The organism is Streptomyces sp. NPDC107550 (assembly GCF_055639095.1).
The window spans coordinates 25,138-50,514 of record NZ_JBVKBC010000023.1; the positions used below are offsets into that span (position 1 = coordinate 25,138).

The window sequence follows — 25,377 nt, forward strand, 5'->3', positions numbered from 1 at the left end:
CCCGCGCCCCTGAAGCATGCGCTGCGCGCAGCTTCCCACCTGGGGGTTTCGCTGGTCCGGGGGACGTTGTCAGTGGGCTGCGGTAGCTTTCGAGGTGCTGGGACTCACAGGCCGCGATGGGGGCGTTGGACAATGAGCGACACCGCGACGAAAGCCGGACTCGAAGACCTGGAGAAGTACCGGGTCGAGCTGACCGGCTACTGCTACCGGATGCTGGGCAGCGCCTTCGAGGCCGAGGACGCCGTACAGGACACGATGGTCCGCGCATGGCGCAGCTTCGACAAGTTCGAGGGCCGCTCCAGCCTGCGTTCCTGGCTGTACCGCATCGCGACGAACGTCTGCCTGGATTCGCTGAACGCGGGGAACAAGAGGGCGCGCCCGATGGACCTGACCGCGGCGGCCCCGCTGGCCCAGGCCGCCCTCAACCCCCGCCCTGACAACGTGTGGTTGGAGCCGATGCCCGACGCCCGCGTACTGCCGACCGTGCACGACCCGGCCGAGGCGGCGGTGGCGCGCGAGTCGGTGCGCCTCGCGTTCGTCGCGGCCCTCCAGCAACTGCCCTCGAAGCAGCGCGCCGTGCTGATCCTGCGCGAAGTGCTCGCCTGGAAGGCCAGCGAGGTCGCCGAACTGCTCGACACGACCGTCGCCTCGGTCAACTCGGCGCTCCAGCGGGCCCGGGCCACCCTCGCGGACGCGCCGCCCGCCGACTCCGCGACCGCCGACCCGCTCGACGAGGAGCAGCAGAAGCTCCTGGACCGCTACGTCAAGGCGTTCGAGGGCTACGACATGAAGGCCCTGACCGAGCTGCTCGCCGAGGACGCGGTCATGACGATGCCGCCGTTCGACCTCTGGCTGCGCGGCACGGAGGACATCACCGGGTTCATGCTCACGCTCGGCCACGAGTGCGAGAACTCCCGGCTGCTGCCGGTCTCGGCCAACGGGACGCCGGCGTTCGCCCACTACAAGCCCGACCCGGACAACGGCGGGTACAAGCCGTGGGCCATCCAGGTCCTGGAGATCTCAGAGGGCCGGATCGCCGGATTCCACTGCTTCCTGGACCTCAGCCAGCGGTGGTTCCCGCTGTTCGGCGTCCCCGAGCACCTCGACGCCTGAGCCCGCCGGCCCGCCCGGGCCCTCCGTCTCCAGCACGCCGTCGAGCCCGGCGAGCCGGATCAGCAGGGCGAGCCTCGCGGACGGGTCGCGCAGCCTGATCCGTCCGCCCGCCCGGCGGGCGGCGAGCTGCATACGGGCGAGCGCGTCGAGGGTCGGCAGGTCAGCGGAGGTCACCGCGGACACGTCGCAGACCACGACGGGCCCGTCGCGCTGGGCGGCACGGACGCGGTCGCACAACCCGGGCGCGTCGCCGGGCCGTACGGGTCCGGCGACGACCACGACAGGAGGAGAGAGGGAAGCAGCCACGTAGGAAGGACCCGTCGTCCCGCCGGAACTCATCGGTGCCGGACGGCTACCCGGCGTGGGCTGGGTCACCTCCGGTGATCAACCGTTGACCTGCGGTTCCGCGCCGGTCGATGGTGGGGCCCGTGCAAGGGGTACTCAACGGGTTCGCGGTCATCGCCGTCGTCATCGCGGTCGGCTACCTCATCGGGCGGCGCGGGCTGCTCGGCGAGGGCGGGCGGGAGGTCCTGACCCGGCTGGCGTTCCATGTGACGACCCCGGCGCTGCTGTTCACGATGCTGGCCAAGGCGGACCTCGCGGTGATCCTGTCGCCGAGCCTGCTCGTGACGGCGCTGTCCACGGTCGCCGTCGCCGGGGTGTTCGTGACGGTCGCGGTGGTCCGGCGCTGGGGCGTGGGCCGCACGGTCATCGGGGCGCTGTGCTCCTCGTACGTGAACTCGGGGAATCTCGGCATCCCCATCGCCGTGTACGTGCTCGGCGATGCCTCGCTGGTGGCGCCAGTGCTGCTGTTCCAGCAACTGGTGGTGACGCCGGCGGCGTTGACGGTCCTCGACGTGGCGGAGGCGGCGGGGGCTGCGGGGGTGCGGCAGTCGTGGGCGCGGCGGGTGCTGACGCCGTTGCGGAACCCGATCGCGGTCGGGGCGCTGTGCGGGGTGCTCGTGTCGGCGGCGGGATGGAAGGTGCCGGGGCCCGTTCTCGACCCGCTGGAGCTGATCGCGGGGATGTCGGTGCCGACGATCCTCATCGCGTTCGGGATATCGCTGCGCGGGAGTTCCTGGCCGGGTGGGCGCGGGGCGGACCGGGGGCCGGTGCTGTTGTCGACGGCGTTGAAGTCTCTGGGGCAGCCGGGGGTGGCGTGGGCGCTCGGGGTGTTCGTGTTCGGGCTGCGGGGGGATCGGCTGCTGGATGTCGTAGTGACGTCGGCGCTTCCCGCCGCGCAGAACCTCTATACGTACGCGAGTCGGTACGGGGTCGGGGAGCGGTTGGCCCGGGAGGCGATCTTGCTCTCTACGGTGGTCTCGGTGCCGGTGCTTTTTGGGGTGGCGGGTGTTTTGGGTTCAGGGTGATTTTTGGGTGCGGGGCGTTTTGCCGACGGGGGCGGGGTGGGGGCCTGTTTTTTGGGTGGGCGCGGCTGGGTTGCGGGCCTTTGCGCAGTTCCCCGCGCCCCTGGGTTGTCGGTCGGCTGACGGCCGGTGGGACTTCTCGCGCAGTTCCCCGCGCCCCTGAAGCACGCACTGCGTGCAGCTTCCCCTGGGGGGAGGTGGCGACGCAGTCGCCCCTCCAGGGGCGCGGGGAACTGCGCGACCAGCCCCCACCGGGCCGCAGGTGACCACGCACGGTCGTGCCCCGATAGGGGCGCGGGGAACTGCGCGACCAGCCCCCACCGGGCCGCAGACAACCACGCACGGTCGAGCCCCGACAGGGGCGCGGGGAACTGCGCGAGACGTGCCACCGGGGCGCGGGCGGTCGACAACCGCAAGGGACAGGTCAGGCGATGCGGGTGTGGATCAACGGCGTTGGCGTGAAGGGAGTTCCTTCGGGGGCGATGTCCCAGGCGCCGGCCAGAGCCTCTTCCGCGTAAGGGAACCGGCCAGGGACATCCGTGTGGAGGGTGAGCAGCGGCTGCCCCTCGATCACCGTGTCGCCGGGCTTGGCGTGCAACTCGACCCCGGCCGAGGCCTGCACCGGATCCTCCTTACGCGCCCGCCCCGCCCCCAGCCGCCACGCGGCAAGCCCGACGGACAGGGCGTCCAAGCGGGTCAGCACGCCGGAGGCGGACGCCGGCACGACCTGCGTCTCCCGGGCCACGGGAAGCGCCGCGTCCGGGTCACCGCCCTGCGCCGCGATCATGCGCCGCCAGTGGTCCATCGCGGAGCCGTCCGCCAGCGCCTTCGCCGGGTCGGCGTCCTTCAGGCCGGCCGCGTCGAGCATCTCGCGGGCCAGGGCGAGGGTCAGTTCGACGACGTCCGCGGGGCCGCCGCCCGCCAACACCTCGACGGACTCGCGGACTTCGAGGGCGTTGCCCGCGGTCAGGCCGAGCGGGGTGTTCATGTCGGTGAGCAGGGCGACCGTCGGCAGGCCGTGGTCGGTGCCGAGGCCGACCATCGTGCGGGCCAGTTCGCGGGCCTGGTCGATGTCCTTCATGAACGCGCCCGTGCCGACCTTCACGTCCAGGACCAGGGAGCCCGTGCCCTCCGCGATCTTCTTCGACATGATCGACGACGCGATCAGCGGGATGCACTCCACGGTCGCCGTGACGTCGCGGAGCGCGTACAGCTTCTTGTCGGCGGGGGCGAGGCCGCTGCCCGGGGCGCAGATGACGGCGCCGACGTCTTCGAGGGCGCGCATCATCTCGTCGTTCGTCAGGTCCGCGCGCCAGCCGGGGATGGACTCCAGCTTGTCGAGGGTGCCGCCGGTGTGGCCGAGGCCGCGGCCCGAGAGCTGCGGGACGGCTGCGCCGCAGGCGGCGACCAGGGGGGCGAGGGGGAGGGTGATCTTGTCGCCTACGCCGCCGGTGGAGTGCTTGTCCGCGGCGGGGCGGGGCAGGACGGAGAAGTCCATGCGGTCGCCGGAGTTGATCATTGCCGCGGTCCAGCGGGCGATCTCGGTGCGGTCCATTCCGTTCAGGAAGATCGCCATGGCCAGGGCGGACATCTGCTCGTCGGCGACCTCGCCCTTGGTGTAGGCGTCGATCACCCAGTCGATCTGGGCGTCTGTGAGGCGGGTGCGGTCGCGCTTCGCGCGGATCACCGAGATCACGTCCATCGGGCATACCCCTCTTTCATCTGACGGTTGCGTCGTGGCTGGTCGCGCAGTTCCCCGCGCCCCTGGGTGGGTGGGTGGCTCCGGCCGGTGGGGATCCTCGACTCTCGTCGTGGCTGAGCGCGCAGTTCCCCGCGCCCCTGTCGGGGCGACTGCGTCGCCACCTCCTCCCCTGGGGAGCCGGGGCGAAGCCCCGCTCCTCAGGGGCGCGGGGAACTGCGCGAGAAGCCCCACTGGCCCGCGGACGAGGGCGCGACCGCCTCAAGCCAGGTTCGCGGGGCCGAAGGCGTCGGGGAGGAGGGCTGACAGGGGGCGGACGCCGGTCGAGGTCTCCACCAGCAGGCCGGGCCCCCCGAACTCGTACAGAAGCTGCCGGCACCGCCCGCACGGCATGAGGATCTCCCCCGCCCCGTCCACGCACGTGAAGTGCGTCAGGCGGCCGCCCCCGGTCGCCACGAGCCGCGAGACGAGCCCGCACTCGGCGCACAGACCGAGCCCGTAACTCGCGTTCTCCACGTTGCAGCCCTCGACGACCCGCCCGTCGTCGACCCGCGCCGCCGCCCCGACCGGGAAGCCGGAGTACGGCGCGTACGCCCGGGACATCGCGGCGCGGGCCGCTTCCCGCAGGGCTTCCCAGTCGGCGGCGGGCTCGGTCATGTCCCTTGTCCCTTGCGGTAGGGCTGGCCGTTGGCCCGGGGCATGCGCAGCCGCTGCGCGGAGAGCGCGAGGACGAGCATGGTCAGGACGTACGGCATGGCGGTGGCGACCTGGCTGGGCACCGAGTCGGTGGAGGCGTACCAGAAGAAGAGGAGGACGGAGACGGCGAGCGTGACGACCGCGCCGACGTACTTCTTCTTCCAGATCAGCCAGGCTACGGCGAGCAGCGCGAGGATCGCGATGAGGAGCAGCAGCGCGTGCGTGTTCTCCGTGCCGCCGCGCACCTTGAGCGTGTCGCTGTAGCCGAACAGTCCGGCGCCGAGGGCGAGTCCGCCCGGCATCCAGTTGCCGAAGATCATCGCAGCGAGGCCGATGTAGCCGCGGCCGCCGGTCTGGCCCTCCAGGTAGTAGTTGGAGGAGACCATCGACAGGAACGCGCCGCCGAGGCCCGCGAGGGCGCCGGAGATCATGACGGCGAGGTACTTGTACTTGATGACGTTGACGCCGAGGGACTCGGCGGCCACCGGGTTCTCGCCGCAGGAGCGCAGCCGCAGCCCGAACGGCGTACGCCACAGCACCCACCACGACAGCGGTACGAGGAGGACGGCGATCAGCGTCAGCCAGGAGACGCGCGTCATGACGCCGCCGAGTAGGCCGGCGATGTCGGAGACGAAGAACCAGCCCTTCTTGTTGAGGTCGGCGAGGGCGTCGGCGAGGCCGGGCACGGTGAACTCGCCGAGGCTCGGCACGGCCGGCGACTGGCGCGAGGTGGCGCCGTCCATGCCGTCGTACATGAGGACCGACAGATAGCGGGTGGCGCCGAGCGCGAGGATGTTGATGGCCACACCGGAGACGATGTGGTTGACGTTGAAGGTGACGGTGGCGATGGCGTGCACGAGGCCGCCGAGGGCGCCGCCGATCAGGGCGGCGAGGACGCCGACCCAGGGGCCCCACTGGTAGCCGGCCCAGGCACCGAACCAGGTGCCGAGGATGAGCATGCCTTCGAGGCCGATGTTGACGACGCCGGCGCGCTCGGCCCACAGGCCGCCGAGGCCGGCCATGCCGATCGGGATGGCGAGGCGCAGGGCGGTCGACATCTGGCTGACCGAGGTCAGTCCGTTCGCGTCGGTGATCAGGCGGACCGCGGAGACCAGGCAGAGCAGCCCGGCGACGATCAGCAGCAGGACGGGGACGCTGAGCCGGCGCCGCGCGGGCGGGGCGGCGACGGGCTTGTCGAGGACGGGAGCCGTACTCATCAGGCGGCCACCTCCTGCTTCTTGTCGTGGGAGTCGGGGGTGCCGAGGACGTGCCCCGCGGCGAGTTCGGCGCCGACGCGCTGCTGCTGGCGGCGGGTGCCCCAGACGCGTACCGCCTCGTAGGAGACGACGACGGCGATGACGATCAGGCCCTGCATGATGGTGGCGATCTCGGAGCTGTAGCCCTGGAGGTCGAGCGGGTCGGCGGCGTTGAACAGCCAGGACAGCAGCAGGGAGGCGAGCGCCATGCCGGCCGGGCTGTTGCGGCCGAGCAGCGCCACGGTGATGGCGTTGAAGCCGAGGGACGCCGGGAAGGAGTCGGAGAAGGTGTGCGTGGAGCCGAGCAGCGTCGGCAGGCCCGCCATGCCGGCGACGGCGCCGGAGAGCAGCATCGCGGTGAGGACCATCCGCTTGGCGGAGACGCCGGAGGCGGCGGCCGCGGTGTCGGAGGCGCCGGAGGCCCGCAGGTCGAAGCCGAAGCGGGTGCGGTTGAGCATGACCCAGTAGACGAGGCCGAGGACGACGGCGACGACGACGAAGCCGTAGACCGTGCCGACGGCGTCCCCCATGTTGATGCCGGGGAACCAGCCGGCCTTGTCCATCACGCCGGTGGTGCGGTTGTTGCCGACCGCGACACCGAAGGCGTCCTCAAGAGTGAGGTAGGCGATGACGGAGCCCGCGATCGAGTTCAGCATGATCGTGGAGACGACCTCGCTGACGCCGCGGGTCACCTTGAGGACACCGGCGATGCCCGCCCACAGCGCGCCGGTGACGGCCGCCGACAGGATGAGCAGCGGGATCTGGAGGAAGGCGGGGAAGGCGATGTGGGCGCCGACGACGGCGGCGACGCACGCGGCGAGCCGGTACTGCCCCTCGACGCCGATGTTGAAGAGGTTCATGCGGAAGCCGATGGCGACCGCGAGCGCGCCGATGTAGAGGCCGGCGGCGTCATTGATGATGAGCACCTGGACGTCGGAGAACGTCGCCTGCTCGAACATGATGGAGAACGGCTCGAAGGGGTTCTCGCCGGACGCCGCGAGGACGATCGCGGTCAACGCGAACGCGACGACGAGGGCGATGACAGGACCGGCGAGCGCGAGCAGCACCCGCTCGGAGTTCCAGCGCTTGAGGATGTTCATGGTCAGGCACCGTCTTCCGTGTGCTCCAGGTGGCCCGAGGCCGCACCGGTCATGGCCGAGCCCAGCTCTTCCGGGGTGATCGAGGCCGGGTCGGCGTCGGCGACCAGACGGCCGTCGTAGATGACCCGGAGGGTGTCGGACAGGCCGATCAGCTCGTCGAGGTCGGCCGAGATGAGCAGGACGGCGAGTCCTTCGCGGCGGGCCTCGCGGATCTGGTCCCAGATCTGCGCCTGCGCGCCGACGTCGACGCCGCGCGTGGGGTGGGCGGCGATGAGGAACTTGGGCGCGTGGCTCATCTCGCGGCCCACGATCAGCTTCTGCTGGTTGCCGCCGGACAGGGAGGCGGCGGTGACGTCGATGCCGGGGGTGCGGACGTCGTACTCCTTGACGATCCGCTCGGTGTCGGCCTGGGCGCCCTTGGGGTCGAGCCAGAAGCCCTTGCTGTTGGGGCGTTCGGTGACGTGGCCGAGGATGCGGTTCTCCCACAGCGGCGCGTCGAGGAGCAGGCCGTGGCGGTGGCGGTCCTCGGGGATGTAGCCGATGCCGGACTCGCGGCGGCGGCGCGTGGCCCAGCCGGTGATCTCCTCGCCGAGCAGGGCGATCGTGCCGCTGTCGGCGTGGGCGAGGCCGATGAGGGCTTCGATGAGTTCGGTCTGGCCGTTGCCCTCGACGCCCGCGAGGCCGAGGACCTCACCGGCGTGAATGGTGAACGTGATGCCGTCGAGCAGCGGCTTGCCGCCGCCGGGTGCGGCGAGGCGCAGGTCGGCGACCTCGACGACCGGGCGGTCGGTGACGGTGGACTCGGCGGTCTCGGGGGTGGGCAGTTCGCTGCCGACCATCAGCTCGGCGAGCTGCTTGGGGGTCGTCTCGGCGGGTACGGCGGTGCCGACCGTGGTGCCGCGCCGGATGACGGTGATCTCGTCGGCCACGGAGAGGACTTCGCCGAGCTTGTGCGAGATGAAGATGACGGACAGGCCCTCGGCCTTGAGTTCGCGCAGGTTGGCGAAGAGGGCGTCGACCTCCTGCGGCACGAGCACGGCGGTCGGCTCGTCGAGGATGAGGGTGGTGGCGCCCCGGTAGAGCACCTTGAGGATCTCCACGCGCTGCCGGTCGGCGACACCGAGGTCCTCGACGAGGACGTCGGGGCGTACGCCGAGGCCGTAGCGCTCGGATATCTCCAGGATGGCGCGGCGGGCGCGGGCGCCGATCCCGTGCAGCTTCTCGCTGCCGAGGACGACGTTCTCCAGGACGGTGAGGTTGTCCGCGAGCATGAAGTGCTGGTGGACCATGCCGATGCCGCGCGCGATGGCGTCGGCGGGCGAGGAGTAGCTGACGGTCTCGCCGTCGATGGCGATGGTGCCCTCGTCCGGCTTCTGCATGCCGTAGAGGATCTTCATCAGGGTGGACTTGCCCGCGCCGTTCTCACCGACGAGGGCGTGCACGGTGCCCTTGCGGACGGTGAGGCAGATGTCGTGGTTGGCGACGACACCGGGGAAACGCTTGGTGATGCCCTTGAGTTCTACGGCTACGGCGGCCGGCGGGGAGCTTGACGTGGCGATGGCGCACTCTCCTGGGAAAGGGGGTCGCCTACACGCGTAGCGCCCCGACAGCGGTGTGCGAGGGATGGGTTCGTGCGATGCCGAGCAGGATGGCACGAAGGGGGCGCGGGGCAGAAGCGTCCTCCCGCAGGAGAAAGCGGCTGTCCCCGCGCCCGGTGCGCGCGGCTTACGACTGGGGCTTGACCGGCACCTTGACGGAGCCGTCGATGATGCCCGCCTCGGCCTTCTTCAGGGCCGCCTGGAGCTTGCCGTCGTTCTTGAACTCCGGGTTGGAGCCGGCGAGGGAGACCTCACCGGACTTCAGGTCGCCGACGATCAGGCCGGTCGCGGGCTTGCCGTCCTTGACCGACTTCGCCAGGTTGAAGATCGCCTTGGCGACGTCCTTGGTGGCGGAGGTGATGATGAACTTCTTGTACTTGTCCAGGGCCTTCTGGGAGTACTGGTCGGAGTCGACGCCGATCGCGTACTTCTTCGCGGCGGCGGCGGCCTCGATGACGCCCTGACCGGAGAGGCCGGCGGCGTGGTAGACGACGTCGGCGCCGTCCTCCAGCTGCTTCTCCGCGGCGGCCTTGCCGAGGTCCGGGGAGGCGAAGCCCTTGGCGGGGTCCTCGTCGAGGTACTGGACCTTGACCTGGACGTTCTTCTTGGTGTCCTTGACGCCCTGGACGAAGCCGGCCTCGAACTTGTTGATGAGGGCGTTGTCCACGCCGCCGACGAAGCCGACCGTGCCGGACTTCGTCTTGGTCGCGGCGGTGACGCCGGCCAGGTACGAGACCTCGTTCTCCTGGAAGACGAGGTCGGCGATGTTCTTCCCCTTCGCCGTGGCGTCGTCGACGATGCCGAAGGTGGTCTTCGGGTACTTCGCGGCGGCCTGCTTCACGGCCGGGGCGTACGCGTAGCCGATGCCGACGACCGGGTTGTAGCCCATCTTGGCGAGCTGCACCAGGCGCTGGGTCTTGTCGTCGTCGGACTCGCCGTCCTTCGGCTCCTGGTCGGCGACCTTGTAGCCGAACTCCTTCTTGGCCTGGAGCAGGCCCTCGTAGGCGGCGTCGTTGAACGACTGGTCGCCCTTGCCGCCGACGTCGTAGGCAATGGCGAGACCCTTGTCCCCGCCCTTGCCGCCCTCCTTGGACTGGGCGTCCGACGAGGTGCCGCCGCAAGCGGCGAGGGCGAGAGCGAGAGAGGCGGTCGCGGTGCCTGCGACCGCTATGCGGGAAACCCGGCGCATGGGAAGAGCTCCTTCGTACAAGCGCCGGAACGGCCACGGCCCGACGCTGAGTTCGCCGCAGAGTAACGCGCGTAGACAAAACATAAAACCCTGATTGTCCAACCTGTTACCGGGGCGATGCGAGACCCTCGCCACGCCGCGAGCGGGGCGTTGCCGAAAGCAAAGAGGAGCGGGCGCGGAGGAAATCCGCGCCCGCCCTCGACGTTTTACGTATGACGTCCTGCTACCTCTCGGCCCGCCGCAGGCAGGCCGGTCGGATCACTTCCGCTTCGGCTTCGTGGCGACCTTGATCGAGCCGTCGACGATGCCCTTCTTCGCCTTGGCGACGGCGTCGGCGAGACCGGGGATCTCCTTGAACTTCGGGTTGGACTCGGCGGCGCCCACCCCGTTCACCTTCAGGTCGAAGGTCTGCACACCGGTCAGCGGCTTGCCGTCCTTGACGGACTTGGCCAGCGTGAAGACGGCCCCGCCGACCTCCTTGAGCGCGGAGGTGAGGATGTAGTCCTTGTACTTGGCGAGCGTCTTCTGGCCGTACTGGTCGGAGTCGACGCCGATGACCCACTTCTTCTGCTCGGCGGCGGCCTTGATCACGCCCTGCCCTGACAGGCCGGCGGCGTGGTAGAGCACGTCGGCGCCGTCCTCCAGCTGCTTGCCGGCGGCGGCCTCACCGAGGTCGGGGCTGGCGAAGCCCTTGGCGGGGTCCTCGTCGAGGTACTGGACGTCGATCTTGACGCCCTTCTTGGTGTCGTCGACGCCCTGCTCGAAGCCGGCCTCGAACTTGTTGATCAGTTCGTTGTCGACACCGCCGACGAAACCGACGTGGTTGGTCTTCGTCGCCTTCGCGGCGGCCACACCGGCGAGGTACGAGGACTCGTTCTCGGCGAAGACGAGGGAGGCGACGTTCTTGCCCTCGACGACCGAGTCGACGATGCCGAAGGTGGTCTTCGGGAACTTCTTGGAGACTTCCTTCATGGCCGGGCCGTAGGCGTAGCCGATGCCGACGACCGGGTTGTAGCCCGCCTTGGCGAGGTTGGACAGGCGCTGGGCCTTGTCGTCGTCGGACTCGCCGTCCTTGGGCTCCTGGTCGGCGGTCTTGTAGCCGAACTCCTTCTTCGCCTTGAGCAGTCCCTCGTAGGCGGAGTCGTTGAACGACTGGTCGCCCTTGCCGCCGACGTCGTACGCGATGGCGAGGCCGAGGCCCTTCTTGTCCCCGCCCCCGCTGCCGTGGTCACCGCTGGTGCCCCCGCAGGCGGTGGCGGCGAGCGCCAGGCCCACGGCGCCTACGGCGATCTGCGTAAGCCTTGGTATCCGACGCATCAGGAAGTCCCCTATCATCCAACACGCCTTCTATGGCGCTCAGTTCGGCGCACCATAACGCGCGTAGATGCCGCGAGGAACGCCCTTCGGAGCGGCCGTTACCGATTCGTGCCGCTGGCTGGTTCCGGCCGGTGCCGCGCGTGCGGGGTACGCGGACGCGGCACGGGCCGGTCAGGGGGCGGGCGGGGCGGACCAGGCGGGCGGGCTGGACCGGGTGGGCCGGCGGGCCGGACCAGGTGGGCGGGGGCGGGGTCAGGCGCGGGCGTCGAGGAGGGCGGCCGCCGTGAAGAGTTCGACGCCGACCGTGATCGCGGACTCGTCCGCGTCGAAGTCACCCTGGTGCAGATCGCGGCTGATCCGGTCGCCGGGGGTCTTCACGCCGAGGCGGGCCATCGCGCCGGGCACGTGCTCCAGGTACCAGGAGAAGTCCTCGCCGCCCAGGCTCTGCGGGGTGTCCTCGACGGCGTCGAGCCCGCGCCGGGCGACCATCGCGTCGCGCAGCAGTTCGGTGACGGCCGCGTCGTTGACCACGGGCGGGACGCCGCGCACGTAGTTCACGACGGACTTGGCCCGGTACAGGTCGGCGATCTCCTGGATGGCGCCGTGCACGAGGTCGGGCGCGGCCCGCCAGGTGTCCAGGTCGAGGCAGCGTACGGTCCCGGACAGCTCGGCGTGCTGGGGGATCACGTTGCACGCGTGGCCGGTCTCCAGGCGGCCCCAGGTGACCGAGAGCCCGGAGCGGGCGTCGACGCGGCGGGAGACGACCGCCGGGACCTCGGTGGCGATCTTGGCGGCGGCCGTGACGAGGTCGGTCGTCAGATGGGGGCGCGCGGTGTGGCCACCGGGCCCGTCGAGCGTGACCTCCAGGCGGTCGCAGGCCGAGGTGATGGCGCCGCGCCGCAGCCCGATCCGGCCCGCGTCGACCTTCGGGTCGCAGTGCACGCCGACGATCTTGGCGACGCCGTCCAGGACCCCGCACTCGATGGCGTCGGGCGCGCCGCCGGGCAGCACCTCCTCGGCCGGCTGGAAGATCAGCCGGACCGGGCGCGGCAGCGCGCCGCGCCGGTGCAGGTCGGCGAGGACGAGCCCGGCGCCGAGCACGACGGTGGTGTGCACGTCGTGGCCGCAGGCGTGGGCGCGGTCGGGGACCGTGGAGCGGTACGCGCAGTCGGCCTTGGTGTCCGGGATGGGCAGGGCGTCGATGTCGGCGCGCAGCGCCAGCATGCCGCGCTCGCCGTCGGCCTCGCTCCACTCGCCGCGCTCGGTGCCGATGTCACAGACGAGGCCGGTGCCGATGCCGAGCACGCGGGGCGCGAGCCCGGCCCGCTCCAGGCGGGTCTTGAGCGCGGCGGTGGTCCGGAACTCCTGGTTGCCCAGCTCGGGGTGCATGTGCAAGTCGCGGCGGAACGCCACGAGTTCGGTGCGCAGCGCCTCGGGCAGCACGCCGGGGAGCGTGCCGCCGAACGCGGCTTCCCCGGCGCTGTCGGCCTCGGTCTGTGGTGACATCAGATGGTTCACCCTGTGAAGGGTAGGGCGGTGGAGGGGTCAACTAACGCGCGATCAACAAAAGTTCAGCCAGATTGGGGAGAAAAAATCTGGCTCGGCGCGCGTGATGACCACTCCGGGCGGGTATGGGTCCTCTTTCTCCCGGTACCCAGCATCGCCCCTCTTTCACCTCCGGACCACTCGGGCCCCCGCCGCCCCGGCCGCGACGAGCCCCGCGAGGGCGACCAGCGCCGCGCTCACCGCCGGGACGCCCCGGTAGCCGCCGCCCGCGTCGAGGACCGTGCCGCCCGCCCAGGGCCCCAGCGCCGCGCCGGTGTTGAGGGCGGCGGTGGCCAGGGCGCCGGCGAGGGTGGGCGCCGCCGAGGCCGCGTAGAGGCTGCGGGCGATCAGAGTGGAGCCGACGGCGAAGGACAGGGCTCCCTGGGTGAACGTGAGGGCGAGCAGCGCCGGCGTGCTGCCCGCCGTGAGCGCGAGCAGGGCCCAGCCGAGCAGCAGCGCGGCCCCGCCGCCCGTGAGGACCCGCGCCGGGTGCCGGTCGGCCAGGCGCCCGGCGACGGTGACCCCGGCGAACGCGCCCGCGCCGAAGAGGGCGAGCAGCGCGGGGACGCGGGCCGCGTCCAGGTGGGCGGTGCCGGTGGCGAGGGCGGCGAGGTAGGTGAAGGTGCAGAAGGTCGCCGCGTTGACCAGGGCGCCGAGCAGCAGCAGGACGCCGAGGCGCGGGGAGCGCAGGGCGCCCGCCTCGGCCCGCACTCCCCCGCGCCCGGCGCCGGCAGGAGCGCCGGTGCCGATGCCGGAGCCCGCGCCGGAGGGTACGGAGGACACGGAGGACACGGAGGCGAGGACGGCGGCGAGTGCGGGCAGGCAGAGCGCGGCGACGGCCCAGAACGCGGCCCGCCAGCCGAACAGGTGCCCGAGCAGGGCGCCGCCGGGGACGCCGACGACGCAGGCGAGGGTGGTGCCGCCGAGCAGGACGGCGGTGGCCCGGCCCTTGGCGTCGGGGGCGACGAGGGCGGTGGCGGTGGCGAGCGCGACGGCGAGGAACCCCGCATGGGCGAGCGCGGAGACGACCCGCGTGGCGAGCAGGACGCCGTAGGAGCCGGTGGTCGCGGCGACGACGTGCGCGGCGAGGAACACCGCGAGGAAGCCGGCGAGCGCGGCCCGGCGCGACAGACGCAGCGCGAGCAGGGCGGCGAGCGGCGCGCCGACGATCATGCCGACGGCGAACGCCGAGGTCAGCGCCCCGGCAGCGGGCAGGGAGACGCCGAGGTCGGCGGCGATGGCCGGGGTGAGCCCCGACAGCATGAACTCGGACGTGCTCTGCGCGAAGACGGCGAGCGCGAGCAGGATGAGCGTGTAAGGCACAGCGGACTCCGTGACCGTACGGACGACCGTACGAAGAGGGAACGTGGTCGCGGTACGGCAGTCCGGGCGGTGGCGTCGCCTCCGGGCGCGCGGGTGCGGCGGGGCCCGCGCGGGCCGCCGCTCGACGCTCAGGAAAGGGCCACCGGCCGACTGCCGGCGGCCCACGTCAGTCCGACTCGGGTGCGCTCACGGCCCCAGGCTAGTGACCCCACCCCGGCACGAGCCACCTCTTTAAGGACGGGCGGGAGACCGTGCGTACGGTCAGACCGTGCGGGCCACTCCTCGGGCCGAGCCCGCGATGCCCGCGAGGAAGCCCTGGGCGTGGTCGGAGACGCCCTGGGTGAGCCAGGCGGGGTCTATCTCGCAGACGGCGACCTGGACGCCGGTGCCGTCGAGGGCGATGGGCAGGGTGTGCACGACCGTCGAGGGGAAGCTGAGGATGGTGCGCCCGATGGGTCCGCGCCGGGCGATCAGTTCGAGGGGCAGGTCGGGTCTGACCACTTCGAGGCCGGTCTCGACGGCGAGCCGGTGCAGTTTGTCGGCGCTCTCGCGGCGGTGCGCGAAGTAGCGGGTGGCGCCGTGCGCGGCGGCGAGGGCGCGGACCGCCTGGAGGTAGCGCTCCAGGTCGACGACGCCGGTCTCGACGAGGGACGTGCCGACGAGGTCGGCGCCCCGGGTGAGCCGGGGCGGCCCGAACCGGTCGCGGGTCCAGGCGTAGGCGTTGGCGGTGAGGGTGACGCCCTCGGGCGCCTCGTCCACCGGCATCGACGTGAACACGGTGACTCTCCGCCCGGCGCTCGGGGTGAGGCGGCGGCGGGCGGTGGCCGAGACGGGCGCGAGGGCCAGGTCGCGGGCGCCGGGGCGGCCGCCGCGCCGGTGCCAGCGCACGAGGCGTTCGCCGCGCGCCAGTTGGGCGACGAACTCCATGGTGGCGGTGCCGTCGTCGACGACGACGAGGTCGCGGGCGCGGGTGATGGTGAGCAGCAGTTGGACGTAGCGGGAGAACGGGTCGCCGATGACGATCCGGTCGGCGGCGCGCAGCGGTCCGGCGAGCGAGCCGATGGTCTGGAACGGGGCGAGGGGGCCGCCGCGTGCCTCCTCCCAGCGCACCGTGTGGCCTTCGGTGCGGGCCAGTTCGGACATGCGGCGCAACTGGCCGCGGGTCATGGGGTCGGTGGGTGAGAGCACGACGACGGTCGCCGTGGCGCCGTCGAGGTGCGCCCACTCCAGGACGTTGAGGAGCTGCACCGGGCTCTCGACGAAGCAGAGCGTCTCGCCCGTACCACTGCTGCGGGACATCGCGGCCCTCCCGGGGACGCCGTGACGGCCCGGCGCGGGCTCCCCGCGCCGGGCCGTCGTGCTGAGCGGGTCAGACGCCGACGGGCTCGCCGGCGGCGACGGCGATCTCCGACTCGGCGACCACGCCGGCGACGCGGCGCAGCTTCTTCATCGGGCCGAGCTCCGACTCGTAGACCTTCTTGACGCCGTCACCGAGGGACGCCTCGATGGTGCGGATGTCGCGGACGAGGCGGGTCAGGCCCTGCGGCTCGACGGAGGCGGCCTGGTCGGAGCCCCACATGGCGCGGTCGAGGGTGATGTGGCGCTCGACGAAGGTGGCGCCGAGGGCGACGGCGGCGAGGGTGGTCTGCAGGCCGGTCTCGTGGCCGGAGTAGCCGATCGGGACGTTCGGGTACTCGGCCTGGAGGGTGTTGATGACGCGCAGGTTCAGCTCCTCGGCCTTGGCCGGGTAGGTGGACGTGGCGTGGCAGAGCAGGATGTTCTCCGAGCCGAGCACCTCGACGGCGTGCCGGATCTGCTTCGGCGTGGACATGCCGGTGGAGAGGATGATCGTGCGGCCGGTGGCGCGCAGGGCGCGCAGCAGCTCGTCGTCGGTGAGGGAGGCGGAGGCCACCTTGTGGGCGGGGACGTCGAACTTCTCCAGGAAGGCGACGGCCTCGGTGTCCCACGGGGAGGCGAACCAGTCGATGCCCTTCTTCTTGCAGTAGGTGTCGATCTGGCGGTACTCGTCCTCGCCGAACTCCACGCGGTGGCGGTAGTCGATGTACGTCATCCGGCCCCAGGGCGTGTCCCGCTCGATGTCCCACTGGTCGCGGGGGGTGCAGATCTCGGGGGTGCGCTTCTGGAACTTGACGGCGTCGCAGCCGGCCTCGGCGGCGGCGTCGATCAGCTTGAACGCGTTGTCCAGGTCGCCGTTGTGGTTGATGCCGATCTCGCCGGTGATGTAGACGGGGCGGCCGGGGCCCGCGGTGCGCGAGCCGAAGGTGCGGAGGCGGGAGTGGGGAGCAGACATGGCAGACGTTCCTTAGCTGGTGAGGGGTTCGGGGGTGACGGGAGCGGCCAGTGAGGGGCCGAGGAGCCAGGCCGCGATCTCCCGGATCGCGCCTTCGCCGCCGGGGGCGGTGGTGACGGCGCGTGCGGCGTGGCGTACGACGTCGTGCGCGCTGGCGACCGCGACGGGCCAGCCGACGAGGTCGAAGCACGGCAGGTCGTTGACGTCGTTGCCGACGTAGAGCACGCGCTCGGGCGCGATGCCCTGTTCCTCGCACCACTGCTTGAGTGCGAGGTCCTTGCGGTCGATGCCGTGCAGGACCGGAAGCCTGAGCTTGCGGGCGCGGGCGGCGACCACGGGGTTGACCTCCGTGGACAGGATCAGCATCGTCAGACCGCCGCGGCGCAGCGCGGCGATGCCGAGGCCGTCGCCGCGGTGGACGGTGACGAACTCCCGTCCCTCGGAGTCGATCAGCACCTTGTCGTCGGTCTGGGTGCCGTCGAAGTCGAGGACGACCGCGTCCACGTCGTCCCGGGTGGGGAGCGTGCGCTGGTCGAAGAGGGGGGCCAGCGCGCGGGCGCGGGCGAGGTCGTGCGGGTCGTCGATCTCCAGGACGCGGGCGGGGTCGGTGCGCACGAGGTCGGTGCGGCCGAAGAAGCGGTGCTCGTGGCGGCGGAAGCCGGTGGCCTCCATCGCGTAGACGGCGCCGGTCTCCAGGAGGTCCTGCGGGCGGTCCTGGCGCATCTGGCGGAACGACTTGTCGTGGTTGACGCCGTAGCCGCCGGTGGCGGTGGTCGTGTCCTGGCCGGTGAGGACGGCGACGGAGCCGCTGTGCTCGGCGGCGGCCCGGTGGGCGCCGGCCGGGTGCGGTTCGTCGGCGGTGTCGCGCCACAGGAAGCCGTGGAAGGGGGCGACGGTCAGCGCGCTGTCGGCGCCGCCCTCGACGACGGCGGCGACGACGCCGTCGATGTCTTCGCGGACGAGGAAGGGGCTGGTGCACTGGACGAGGAGGACCACGTCGACGGCGGCGCCCTGGAGGGCTTCGTGGGCGTCCATGGCGTGCAGGACGGCCGCCTCGGAGCTGGACTTGTCGCCGGCGATGGCGGCGGGCCGCAGCACGACCTCGGCGCCTGCCTCGCGGGCGGCGGCGGCGATGGCGTCGTCGTCGGTGGAGACGACGACGTCGGTGACGTGCCGGGTGGCGAGGCACTCACGGACGGCGCGGGCGACGAGCGGCACTCCGCCGACGGGGGCGAGGTTCTTCGCGGGCACCCCCTTGGAGCCGCCGCGCGCGGGGATCACGGCGAGGACGCGGCGCACGGGGGCCGCCGCTCCCGCTTCCGGGTCGGTCATCTGCGGTTCTCCTTCGGGCGGTGCGGGGGTCGCGGGCCGGGCCGGGGGCTCCGGACGCGCGTGCGGTACGGGGTTCGAGGGGCCGGCGCCGGGCGGCGGCGGGGTCACAGCTCGCCCATCCGGCGGATGACGGGGGCGACGCGCTGGACGCCGTGCCGGTAGGCGCCACGGGCGGCGCGGCGCACGACCTGGCGCACGGCGCCGGGTGCCTTGTCGGCGGCCGGGGCGCCGGGCAGCGGGCTGCCGTCGGGCGCGAGGTGGTGGCGGGCGAGGACGCGCGGCAGATAGCCGGGCGCGGTGGTGAGGCTGTAGTACGGGGCGAGCGGCGGGCGTTCGCCGTCCAGCAGGGCGGCGACCTTCGCGCGGGCGCCGTCGAAGGCGCGGGCGTAGTCGCCGTCGGCGGCGACGCCCTGGCGGGCGAGCCAGCGGGGGTTCGGCCGTGGCGCCTCGCCTGCGTCGAGCTGGTCCCAGGAGAGCAGGCAGCCGGAGCCGGTGAAGTGGTGGTTGCCGAGGGCTTCGCGCACCCCGAGGTCGGTCAGCAGGACCGTCGGGATGCGCCGGTGCAGCGCTTCGAGGGCGGCGGTGGAGCTGACGGTGACGAGCAGGTCGGTGCGGTCCAGGACCTCGCCCATGTTCCCGTACACGAGGTGGAGGTTGGGCGGGGCGTCGAGGCGCTGGGCGAGCTTCTGGTAGGGGGTCTCCTCGATGTGCGTGGTGTGCTCGCCGGGCTTGCTGCGCAGCTTGAGCAGCACCTCGCGGCGCGGGTGGAGGCGGGCGTGGCGGACCAGCCGCTCCAGGAGGTAGCGCCGGTCGGCGGGGGTCTCGGGGACGGAGGGCTGGGCGGCGAACACGACGGTGTACAGGTCGTGTTCCGCGCCGTAGGGCTCGCCGCCGAGGAAGGGCAGCGCGCACTCGGTGACCGCGCCGGTGTCCGCGCCGACGCCCTCGTACACGGCGCGGAAGCGGTCCGCGTCGTAGGCGGAGTTGGCGAGGACGACGTCGGCGCCGTGCCGCAGGAGCAGGCCGTCGGCGAGCTTCTCGTAGACGACGCCGACGTAGCCGGTGACGACGACGGGCCGCTCGGGCGCGTCGCGCCAGATCCGGGCGAGGCCGTGCAGGAGGGCCTGGACGCCGCCGCCGACGAGGGCGAGGACGACCATGTCGCAGGTGCCGGGCGCGCGTTCCATCTCGCGCAGGAACTCCACGGCCGTCACTTCGCGCAGGCTGTCGGCGCGCACGCCCACCTCGCGCAGCTGGCGGGGGGTCGGGGTGGCCCGGCCGCGCAGCAGGAAGCCGTCGAGGGTGACATCGCCGGGGGCGGTGCGGGACGCTGTGAGGGCCCCCCATTTCCACCGGGTGTCGGAGTCCGCGAGTACGACGACTCTGCGCTGCTTCTCGTTCCTTGCTGGCACGTCGAGAAAGCTAGGAAGGCTTTTCGATGGGCGGCCCAACCGGAGTGCAACAAACGGTTAACAGCGCGCCGACGAATGGCGAATCCGCCCGGGATTCCCTTTGCGCCAGGGCCGATTCACGGTCCCGCCACACGTCGTTCACCTGGCATCAAGTTGCCGGTCAAGACGAATGCCGGGCCGCGCCCTAACGTCACGGACGTGGTCAAGCTCTCCGTCATCGTGCCGTTCTACAACGTGCAGCAATACGCGCCCGACACCCTGAGAAGTCTGCGTGCCAACGCGCGCGACGATTTCGAATTCATTCTCGTCGACGACTGTTCCAAGGACGAGACGCCGGACATTCTCGCGCGCGCCGAGCGGGAGTTGCCCGGCGCGGTCGTCGTGCGTCACGAACAGAACGGGGGTCTCGCCACCGCCCGCAACACCGGGCTCGACAAGGCGCGCGGCGAGTATCTGACGTTCCTGGACGGCGACGACTGGCTCGCGCCCGGCTACTACGCCGAACTCCTCGCCGCCATGGAGCAGTTGGGCTGCGACTTCGTGCGCACCGACCACGTGCAGTGCACCGGGCGGGCCCGGACCGTGCACCGGGTGCCGCACGGGCCGCGCGGTGTGGTGCGCGACCCGCGCGAGGCGATCCTGCCCGCCGACCGCTCCACGTCCGTGGACTACGCGTACGCGTGGGCCGGCATGTACCACCGGCGCCTGGCCGATCAGGGGCTGCTGCACTTCACCGACGGGCTGCGCACGGCCGAGGACCGGCCGTGGATCTGGCGGCTGCACCGCGAGGCGAAATCCTTCGCGGCCCTCGGACTTCTCGGCGTCTTCTACCGGCGCGGAGTGGCGTCCTCCCTCACGCAGATCGGTGACGTACGCCAGCTCGATTTCATTCGCGCATTCGATCAGGTCGTACGGGAGACCGCGCGCGACCGGGACGCGGAACTTCTGCTGCCGAAGGCCGTACGGACGTACTGCGCCATCATCTCCCATCACCTGGGATCGATCGAAAGGTTCGAACCGCCCGTGGCGCGCACTTTGAAGTCACTGAGCGCGGCGGCGCTCAAGCGGATGCCCCAGCAGGTGCTCGACGACGCCCTCGACTCGATGGACGCCGAACGGGCGACGCGGCTGCGCCGGCTGCGCCGCCGCCCGGTGAGCGCGGGGGCCGTGGCATGACGACCCGCATCCTGCTCGCCTCGACCCTGTACGGCACCGCCACGCTCGCCGCCGCGCTGGACGCGGACCGGTTCACGCCGGCGGACCGCACGATCCTGCTCGTCGCCAACAACGCGGCGACGCCCGAGACGACCCCGTCGCTGGACGCGATGCCGGGCTTCGAGCGGCTGCGCTCCCGCTTCGACGACGTGCTGTCGTGGAACGAGGCGATCTTCCCGTTCCACCCGGGCGGCTGGGCGCCGCGCGGCGACGACATCCCGCTGTTCGAGCGGTACCTGCGGCTGCTGTGGGGGCTCGGCGACGACGACGTGGAGCTGGCCGTCGAGTCCCTCCAGGTCAATCCGGCGCTCGCCCTCTGCCAGATCTTCTCCGGCGCCCCCGTCGACGTGTACGCGGACGGCCTGATGAGCTACGGCCCCACCCGCAACAAGATCGACCCTCTGGTCGGCACCCGCGTCCGCCGCCTGCTGCACCTGGACCTCGTGCCGGGCCTGACGCCGCTGCTGCTCACGGAGTTCGGCGTACCCCCCGAGGTGGTGCCCACGGAGGTCTTCGTCAAGGTCCTCGCCGAACTCGGCGACAGCGACGAGCCGTTGCCCGCCGTCGAGGGCGAACCGGCGCTCCTGCTCGGCCAGTACCTCTCCGCCCTGGACATCCTCACCGCCGAGGAGGAAGAGGACCTGCACGTGCGCATGATGCGCGGCGCGGTCCGCCTCGGCCACCGGGAGATCGTCTTCAAGCCGCACCCGACCGCGCCCGCCCGCTGGTCGCGCACGCTGGAGCGGCAGGCGAAGGAGCTGGGGGTGGCGCTGACCGTCCTCGACACCCCGGTCCTCGCCGAGGTGCTCTACCAGCGGATGCGCCCGGCCCTCGTCGTCGGCTGCTTCTCCACCGCCCTGCTCACGGCCTCGGCCCTCTACGACATCCCGGTCGCCCGCGTCGGCACCGGCCCGCTGCTCGACCGGCTCGCCCCCTACCAGAACAGCAACCGCGTGCCCGTGACCATCGTGGACGCGCTGCTGCCCGACCTCGGCGACGAGAAAGCCGTACGGGAGCGGGAACAGGGCCTGTCCACCGAGGAGTTGACCGCGCTGCTGCGGGCGGTCGGCTACGCGATGCAGTCGAAGATCCACCCGGGGCTGCGCGCCGACGCCGAGCGCTATCTCGCCGCCCACCTCGACGGGCACACCCGCCGCTACTTCAAGCGGCGGCGTCTGACCTCGCTCGGGCTGCCCGGCGCGGTCCCGGCGCAGCTCGCGTTCATCCCGCGCAGCCCGGCCGTGCGCAGGGTCGCGCGCCGCGCCCGCTCGCTGAAGCGGGCGGCCCTCGGATGAGTCCCCTCGACACGGGCACCCTGCCCTCCCCCGCCCCGGGCGCCGGCGCGACGGCGGGAGGGGCGGCGGAGGCGGCGGCTCCCGCCCCGGGCGCGCCCGCCCCGGCCCGCCCGCGCGGGGCACGGCTGCGCGCCCTGGACGGGCTGCGGCTGGTCGCCGCGCTGATGGTCGCCGCCTACCACTACGGCGGGCGGGACGGCGAGGTCAGCGCCGCGTGGGGGACCTCGCCCCGGCTCCAGTTCCCGACCCTGCACACCTGGTTCGCGTACGGCTGCCTCGGTGTGCAGGTGTTCTTCCTCATCAGCGGGTTCGTGATCTGCATGAGCGGCTGGGGGCGCCCGCTGCGCTCCTTCTTCGCGTCGCGCGCCTCACGTCTGCTGCCCGCGTACTGGGTGGCGATCATCCTGGTCACGGCCGTGTTCGCGCTGCCGGTCGTCGCGTACAAGGCGGTCTCGCCGAGCGACGCGCTGGTGAACCTGACGATGCTCCAGCAGCCGCTGGGCGTGGACCGGGTGCTCGGGGTGTGCTGGACGCTGTGGGCGGAGGTGCGTTTCTACGCGCTGTTCGCGCTCTGCGTCGTGCTGCCGGGCGCCTCCCGGCGGCGCGTGCTGCTGTTCTGCGCGGTGTGGACGCTGGCCGCCGCGCTCGCGCAGGCGTCCGGCGAGCCGCTGCTCGACCTCGTGCTCATGCCGGAGTACGCGCCGTTCTTCATCGGCGGCATCGGCCTCTACCTCGTGCACCGCGACCGGCGGGACGCCAGCGGGTGGGGCGTGGTCGCGGTGAGCTGGCTCATCGGCCAGCACTACGCGGTGTCCCGGCTGTGGCACGCGCCGAACCCGGACTTCTTCTCGTACCGCACCTCGTTCGGCATCATCGCCGTCGTCACGCTCGGCTTCGCGGCGGTCGCCGTCATCGCGCTCGGCTGGACGGCGTGGGCGAACTGGCGCTGGCTGACGGTCGCAGGCGCGCTCACCTACCCGTTCTACCTGGTGCACGAGCATCTGGGGTGGGTGGTGATCGAGGTCCTGCACCGGCGCGCGGGCCTGCCGTCGTGGGCGACGCTGCTCGGCACAGTCGCGGCGATGCTGCTGCTCGCCTGGCTGCTGAACCGTTACGTCGAGGAACGCGCGACGCCCGCGCTGCGCCGCGCCCTCAACCGCTGACCGGGCGGGCGGCCGCCCTCACCGGCACCGCCCGCCCCGGCTCACGCGCACCGCCCGCCCCGGCTCACGTGCTGGCCAGCGACAGCTTCACCGCGAACCCGAGGAACAGCACGCCCGCCGCCGAGGTCGCCCCGGCCGACAGCCGCTTGCGGCGCCGGAACGCGGCGGCCAGCCGGGTGCCGCCGAAGATCAGGGCGGTGAGGTAGAGAACGCTGGCGAGCTGCGCGAACGCCCCGAGGATCACGAACGACAGCGCCGGATACGCGTACGAGGAGTCAACGAACTGCACGAAGAAGGCGATGAAGAACAGGATCGCCTTCGGGTTGAGCAGGCTGATCACGAACGCCCGCCGGAAAGGCCGCTCCTGGACCGGCTTGGCCTGCGCCGCCTCGGCCTCGGCGGCGGCCAGCCGCTCGCGCCGGGTGCGCCACATGGCGAGCGCGGCGCGCAGCATGCCGATGGCGAGCCAGGTGAGGTAGCCGGCGCCCGCGTACTTCACGATGCCGAACAGGACGGCGTTGGCCTGGAGCAGCGAGGCGACTCCGGCGGCGGACAGCGTCATCAAGGCGGTGTCCCCGCACCAGACGCCCGCGGCGGCCTTGTAGCCGGTCCGTACGCCACGGCGGGCGGCGACGGAGAGTACGTACAGCGAGTTCGGTCCCGGCAGCAGGACGATGAGGACGGTACCCGCGAGATAGGTCGGCAGATCGATGACACCCAGCATGGCGGGAGTGTCGCACGGGTGTACGGCCCCGCGTAAAGGGGTTCCGGATGCCGGAATCATCACGTCCGGATGGACCGGCGGGCCCGCTCCCGAAGGCCGGCCACGGGCCTTCGGGGAGCGGGCGGCGGGATCAGAACGCGTCGGTGGGCACGTACGTACCCCACACCCCGCGCAGCGCGTCGCAGACCTCGCCGACGGTGGCGCGGGCGCGCAGCGCCTCCTTCATCGGGTACAGGACGTTGTCCTCGCCCTCGGCGGCCTTCCGCAGCGCGTCGAGCGCCGCGTCCACCGCCCCCTGGTCGCGCTCGGCGCGCAGCTTCGCCAGGCGTTCGGCCTGCTGCGCCTCGATGGCGGGGTCCACGCGCAGCGGCTCGTACGGCTCCTCGGCGTCGAGCTGGAAGCGGTTGACGCCGACGACGACGCGCTCGCCGGAGTCGGTCTCCTGCGCGATGCGGTACGCGGACCGCTCGATCTCACTTTTCTGGAAGCCGTGTTCGATGGCGCTGACCGCGCCGCCGAACTCCTCGACGCGCTCCATGAGTTCGAGGGCGGCGGCCTCCACGTCGTCGGTCATCTTCTCGACCACGTACGAGCCGGCGAACGGGTCGACCGTCGCCGTCACGTCCGTCTCGTACGCGAGGACCTGCTGCGTCCGCAGGGCCAGGCGCGCCGACTTGTCGGTGGGCAGCGCGATGGCCTCGTCGAAGGAGTTCGTGTGCAGCGACTGGGTGCCGCCGAGGACCGCGCCGAGGCCCTGGACGGCGACGCGCACGAGGTTCACCTCGGGCTGCTGCGCGGTGAGCTGCACACCGGCCGTCTGCGTGTGGAAGCGGAGCATCAGCGACTTGGGGTTCTTCGCGCCGAACTCCTCCTTCATGACGCGGGCCCAGATCCTGCGGGCCGCGCGGAACTTGGCGACCTCCTCCAGGATCGTCGTACGCGCCACGAAGAAGAAGGAGAGCCGGGGCGCGAAGTCGTCGACGTCCATGCCGGCGGCGACGGCCGTGCGCACGTACTCGATGCCGTCGGCGAGGGTGAAGGCGATCTCCTGCGCGGGCGAGGCACCGGCCTCCGCCATGTGGTAGCCGGAGATCGAGATGGTGTTCCACTTCGGGATCTCGGCCTTGCAGTACTTGAAGATGTCCGCGATCAGCCGCAGCGAGGGCTTGGGCGGGAAGATGTAGGTGCCGCGGGCGATGTACTCCTTGAGCACGTCGTTCTGGATCGTGCCGGTGAGCTTGTCGGCGGCGACGCCCTGCTCCTCCGCGACGAGTTGGTACAGCAGGAGCAGGAGGGCGGCGGGCGCGTTGATCGTCATCGACGTGGAGACCTTGTCCAGCGGGATGCCGCCGAACAGGACGCGCATGTCGTCGAGGGAGTCGATGGCGACGCCGACCTTGCCGACCTCGCCGGACGCGAGCGGCGCGTCGGAGTCGTGGCCCATCTGCGTCGGCAGGTCGAAGGCGACGGACAGGCCCATCGTGCCGTTGGCGATGAGCTGCTTGTAGCGGGCGTTGGACTCGGTGGCGGTGCCGAAGCCCGCGTACTGCCGCATGGTCCAGGGGCGGCCGGTGTACATCGTGGGGTAGACACCGCGCGTGAAGGGGTACGCGCCCGGCTCGCCCAGTTTCTCGCCGGGGTCCCAGCCCTCCAGCGCCGCCGGGCCGTACACCGGCTCGATGGGCAGCCCGGACTCGGATTCGCGCGCCATGGTTGTGCCTC

General features: G+C 72.0%; 21 protein-coding genes. 5 read left to right on the forward strand and 16 right to left on the reverse strand.

Annotation, left to right across the window (positions count from 1 at the left end):
* The first annotated feature begins 132 nt into the window (after nt 1–132).
* Complete coding sequence (locus ACZ7LY_RS25395) at nt 133–1,113, forward strand: sigma-70 family RNA polymerase sigma factor (protein WP_471627004.1); 981 nt, start codon at nt 133–135, stop codon at nt 1,111–1,113.
* Here ACZ7LY_RS25395 and ACZ7LY_RS25400 read toward each other — a convergent pair.
* The gene (locus tag ACZ7LY_RS25400) at nt 1,021–1,419 is read right to left on the reverse strand and encodes an STAS domain-containing protein (RefSeq protein ID WP_471627005.1); all 399 of its coding nucleotides are present in this window, start codon (nt 1,417–1,419) and stop codon (nt 1,021–1,023) included. The genes ACZ7LY_RS25395 and ACZ7LY_RS25400 overlap by 93 nt on opposite strands.
* 122 nt (nt 1,420–1,541) lie before the next feature.
* On the opposite strand from ACZ7LY_RS25400, the gene ACZ7LY_RS25405 reads away from it, so the two are divergent.
* Nucleotides 1,542–2,483, forward strand: coding sequence for an AEC family transporter (locus ACZ7LY_RS25405; protein ID WP_471627006.1), 942 nt, complete (start codon nt 1,542–1,544; stop codon nt 2,481–2,483).
* Between the two features lie 421 nt (nt 2,484–2,904).
* On the opposite strand, the gene ACZ7LY_RS25410 is transcribed toward ACZ7LY_RS25405, so the two are convergent.
* From ACZ7LY_RS25410 to ACZ7LY_RS25470, 13 genes are all read right to left on the reverse strand, one after another.
* Entirely contained in the window at nt 2,905–4,182 is a 1,278-nt protein-coding gene (locus ACZ7LY_RS25410) for a thymidine phosphorylase (protein WP_471627007.1), read from the reverse strand.
* A 258-nt stretch (nt 4,183–4,440) separates the two neighbouring features.
* Entirely contained in the window at nt 4,441–4,836 is a 396-nt protein-coding gene (locus tag ACZ7LY_RS25415; protein ID WP_471627008.1) for a cytidine deaminase, read from the reverse strand.
* Complete coding sequence (locus ACZ7LY_RS25420; protein WP_471627009.1) at nt 4,833–6,092, reverse strand: ABC transporter permease; 1,260 nt, start codon at nt 6,090–6,092, stop codon at nt 4,833–4,835. The genes ACZ7LY_RS25415 and ACZ7LY_RS25420 overlap by 4 nt, the downstream gene beginning before the upstream one ends.
* Complete coding sequence (locus tag ACZ7LY_RS25425; protein WP_471627010.1) at nt 6,092–7,231, reverse strand: ABC transporter permease; 1,140 nt, start codon at nt 7,229–7,231, stop codon at nt 6,092–6,094. The genes ACZ7LY_RS25420 and ACZ7LY_RS25425 overlap by 1 nt, the downstream gene beginning before the upstream one ends.
* Nucleotides 7,232–7,233: 2 nt before the next feature.
* The gene (locus ACZ7LY_RS25430) at nt 7,234–8,790 is read right to left on the reverse strand and encodes an ABC transporter ATP-binding protein (protein ID WP_471627073.1); all 1,557 of its coding nucleotides are present in this window, start codon (nt 8,788–8,790) and stop codon (nt 7,234–7,236) included.
* Between the two features lie 166 nt (nt 8,791–8,956).
* Nucleotides 8,957–10,018: a BMP family lipoprotein gene (locus tag ACZ7LY_RS25435; protein WP_471627011.1), complete on the reverse strand. Its 1,062-nt coding sequence runs from the start codon at nt 10,016–10,018 to the stop codon at nt 8,957–8,959.
* 258 nt (nt 10,019–10,276) lie between these two features.
* The gene (locus ACZ7LY_RS25440) at nt 10,277–11,335 is read right to left on the reverse strand and encodes a BMP family lipoprotein (RefSeq protein ID WP_471627012.1); all 1,059 of its coding nucleotides are present in this window, start codon (nt 11,333–11,335) and stop codon (nt 10,277–10,279) included.
* Between the two features lie 252 nt (nt 11,336–11,587).
* Nucleotides 11,588–12,841, reverse strand: coding sequence for a M20 family metallopeptidase (locus tag ACZ7LY_RS25445; RefSeq protein WP_471627074.1), 1,254 nt, complete (start codon nt 12,839–12,841; stop codon nt 11,588–11,590).
* A 165-nt stretch (nt 12,842–13,006) separates the two neighbouring features.
* Nucleotides 13,007–14,203: a Cmx/CmrA family chloramphenicol efflux MFS transporter gene (locus tag ACZ7LY_RS25450; protein WP_471627013.1), complete on the reverse strand. Its 1,197-nt coding sequence runs from the start codon at nt 14,201–14,203 to the stop codon at nt 13,007–13,009.
* Nucleotides 14,204–14,464: 261 nt separating this feature from the next.
* Nucleotides 14,465–15,502, reverse strand: a complete 1,038-nt coding sequence (locus ACZ7LY_RS25455) for a hypothetical protein (protein WP_471627014.1) — start codon at nt 15,500–15,502, stop codon at nt 14,465–14,467.
* A 70-nt stretch (nt 15,503–15,572) separates the two neighbouring features.
* Nucleotides 15,573–16,514 (reverse strand): N-acetylneuraminate synthase family protein, encoded by a 942-nt coding sequence (locus ACZ7LY_RS25460; protein ID WP_471627015.1) that lies wholly within the window; start codon nt 16,512–16,514, stop codon nt 15,573–15,575.
* Nucleotides 16,515–16,526: 12 nt separating this feature from the next.
* Nucleotides 16,527–17,846, reverse strand: a complete 1,320-nt coding sequence (locus tag ACZ7LY_RS25465; RefSeq protein ID WP_471627016.1) for a cytidylyltransferase domain-containing protein — start codon at nt 17,844–17,846, stop codon at nt 16,527–16,529.
* A 104-nt stretch (nt 17,847–17,950) separates the two neighbouring features.
* Nucleotides 17,951–19,258 (reverse strand): DUF6716 putative glycosyltransferase, encoded by a 1,308-nt coding sequence (locus ACZ7LY_RS25470; RefSeq protein ID WP_471627017.1) that lies wholly within the window; start codon nt 19,256–19,258, stop codon nt 17,951–17,953.
* A 198-nt stretch (nt 19,259–19,456) separates the two neighbouring features.
* On the opposite strand from ACZ7LY_RS25470, the gene ACZ7LY_RS25475 reads away from it, so the two are divergent.
* Genes ACZ7LY_RS25475 through ACZ7LY_RS25485 form a run of 3 tightly spaced genes read left to right on the forward strand, consistent with a single transcriptional unit; the run spans nt 19,457 to nt 22,931 of the window.
* A complete protein-coding gene (locus ACZ7LY_RS25475) occupies nt 19,457–20,434 on the forward strand; it encodes a glycosyltransferase family 2 protein (protein ID WP_471627018.1) in 978 nt (325 codons plus the stop codon).
* The gene (locus ACZ7LY_RS25480; protein ID WP_471627019.1) at nt 20,431–21,768 is read left to right on the forward strand and encodes a polysialyltransferase family glycosyltransferase; all 1,338 of its coding nucleotides are present in this window, start codon (nt 20,431–20,433) and stop codon (nt 21,766–21,768) included. The genes ACZ7LY_RS25475 and ACZ7LY_RS25480 overlap by 4 nt, the downstream gene beginning before the upstream one ends.
* Nucleotides 21,765–22,931, forward strand: coding sequence for an acyltransferase family protein (locus tag ACZ7LY_RS25485; RefSeq protein WP_471627020.1), 1,167 nt, complete (start codon nt 21,765–21,767; stop codon nt 22,929–22,931). Before ACZ7LY_RS25480 ends, ACZ7LY_RS25485 begins: the two co-directional genes overlap by 4 nt.
* A 64-nt stretch (nt 22,932–22,995) precedes the next feature.
* Here ACZ7LY_RS25485 and leuE read toward each other — a convergent pair whose 3' ends face one another.
* On the reverse strand, nt 22,996–23,655 hold the full coding sequence (gene leuE, locus ACZ7LY_RS25490; protein ID WP_471627021.1) for a leucine efflux protein LeuE: 660 nt from the start codon (nt 23,653–23,655) through the stop codon (nt 22,996–22,998).
* A gap of 130 nt (nt 23,656–23,785) precedes the next feature.
* Nucleotides 23,786–25,366: an acyl-CoA mutase large subunit family protein gene (locus ACZ7LY_RS25495; protein ID WP_471627022.1), complete on the reverse strand. Its 1,581-nt coding sequence runs from the start codon at nt 25,364–25,366 to the stop codon at nt 23,786–23,788.
* Between the last annotated feature and the right edge of the window lie 11 nt (nt 25,367–25,377).